The 302-nt window shown below is 28.1% G+C and carries 1 pseudogene; it reads right to left on the reverse strand.

The features are described 5' to 3' along the window. Positions 1–282 (reverse strand): annotated as a pseudogene (locus KGF42_RS19420) (RNA-guided endonuclease TnpB family protein); the annotation flags it as partial. Positions 283–302: the final 20 nt, after the last annotated feature.

Consider the following 302-nt stretch of genomic DNA (forward strand, 5'->3'; position numbering starts at 1 on the left):
AGATTTTTGACTTACTGTACCACTTTTAACTATTGAATTTGTTGGTATATATCCAAATTCTTTTAGTCTTACCCAACCAAGAGTAGGTATTTTGACCCTATGCCTTTCAATAGTCCAATCAGTTTTGCTATTCTTTGGAAAATATGCTTTAACATCTTGATTTTTCTTTTTCTTAAACTTAGGAAAACCTTTAGTTTTTTTAAAGAAATCTTTGAAGGCTTTATCTCCATTCATAATAGCTTGTTTTGTAGCTTTAGAAGATACATCTTTAATCCATTTCATATCTTGATTATTAGGAATAT

The organism is Clostridioides sp. ZZV15-6383 (assembly GCF_020657735.1).
In the GTDB taxonomy this organism is placed as follows: Bacteria; Bacillota; Clostridia; order Peptostreptococcales; family Peptostreptococcaceae; genus Clostridioides; species Clostridioides difficile_D.